The following is a 1,518-nucleotide window of genomic DNA, read 5'->3' on the forward strand; positions in this document are numbered from 1 at the left end:
TGGTCTGGGCCAAGGCTACGTCTTTGGCATTGACGGCGACGCCACCACCCTGTGCTACCTGCTTGAAGTCTCTAACCTTCAGCTAGTAACGGTGGATAACGGCATGGCGGCACATATCCACGAAGGCGCAGCGGGCGTTAATGGCCCTGTGGTAGTAGCCCTAGCTGGCCCCGAGAGCGGCATGGCAGCCGACTGCCTGAGCGAAGGTGAGCCAGGCAAATTTTCGACCGATGAGTCAGGCATTGTCCAGCGGATTCTGGAAAACCCCAGCGACTTTTATATCAATGTTCACAACCCGCAGTTCCCTGATGGAGCCATTCGGGGGCAGCTTGTGGCACAGTGACTCTCTTTACGCAATAACCCTTTAATGCAGGAAATCTAGCCATGCAAAAAGTCAATATTGGGCTAACTGGCGAACAGCGCCAGGGTGTCATTACGTTGCTTAACCAAGGACTAGCAGATACTTACCTACTGCTGGTTAAAACGAAAAAATATCACTGGGATGTGGTAGGTCCGCAGTTTATGACGTTGCACAAGCTGTGGAAAGTCCACTATGAAGCGCTTACCATTAACGCCGATGTCATCGCTGAGCGGGTTAGAACTCTAGGTGGGTACCCCGCCGGCACGATGGAAGGCTTCTTAAAGATTTGCTCGCTCAAAGAGCATGATGGTGACGTACCCACTACCACGGGCATGGTGTCTTACCTACTTGCCGACCACGAGCACATTGTACGCAACCTCCGGGAGCATATTGAGCAGTGTAGCAATACCTTCAAAGATGGCGGCACCGCCGACTTTCTTACTGGGCTGATGGTGCAGCATGAAGAAATTGCCTGGACACTGCGCTCGTTTATTGAGGGTGAAGCGCTGGAATCAGATGGGTTAAAGCCTCAGCCGAAAAAAGCGATGGTCGGGGTTTAGCCCCTACTTGAACTGGTTAAGGAGACGTCTGGAAGTAAATATCCTAGCCTGAGCTAGCAAACTTAGTCGCTGTAGTGCATCAACTAGGGATCATCTTGTCCAGATATCACCTAATTTAGACGACATTGACATGAAGCAAACCTGAAGGAGAACATTATGAACATTATTGCCTGGATTATTTTAGGGCTACTAGCAGGTGCGATCGCCAAGGCAATCGTTCCTGGATATCAGGGTGGTAACTGGCTGGCCACACTGGTATTGGGAATTGTGGGGGCTTTTATTGGCGGTACCTTGCACAGCTTTATCCAAAATGGTAACTTACAGCTCACCGCTCCTGGATTGAGCATTGGTGGGGTAGTTTTGGCTGTTCTAGGGGCAATCATTGCTATTTTCCTCTACGGTACGCTAACTCGCAGAAGTACATAGCTCGGCGCGGATCATCTTAGCTATGGCTGATGTCCTGAGTGCTGCTAAGTTCAGTTGATGTATTCGTGTTCTGGCGTTGCTGAATCTAGGTATGAACCGCACCATCTATCCTCACCCTAGCCCTCTCCCAAAAGGCTACCGCTTATACACATCTTAGAGATGAGCCAGTGA

3 protein-coding genes are annotated in these 1,518 nt (G+C 50.4%); all 3 read left to right on the top strand.

What is annotated here, in order from left to right:
• Positions 1-343, top strand: a 343-nt coding sequence (locus V6D20_14675; GenBank protein ID HEY9817024.1) for a CHRD domain-containing protein, incomplete at its 5' end; no start/stop codon positions are given.
• 41 nt (positions 344-384) lie between these two features.
• The gene (locus tag V6D20_14680; protein HEY9817025.1) at positions 385-921 is read left to right on the top strand and encodes a Dps family protein; all 537 of its coding nucleotides are present in this window, start codon (positions 385-387) and stop codon (positions 919-921) included.
• 156 nt (positions 922-1,077) lie between these two features.
• Positions 1,078-1,347, top strand: a complete 270-nt coding sequence (locus V6D20_14685) for a GlsB/YeaQ/YmgE family stress response membrane protein (protein ID HEY9817026.1) — start codon at positions 1,078-1,080, stop codon at positions 1,345-1,347.
• The last annotated feature ends 171 nt before the right edge of the window (positions 1,348-1,518 follow it).

The sequence above is a fragment of the Candidatus Obscuribacterales bacterium genome, from assembly GCA_036703605.1.
Taxonomy (GTDB): domain Bacteria; phylum Cyanobacteriota; class Cyanobacteriia; order RECH01; family RECH01; genus RECH01.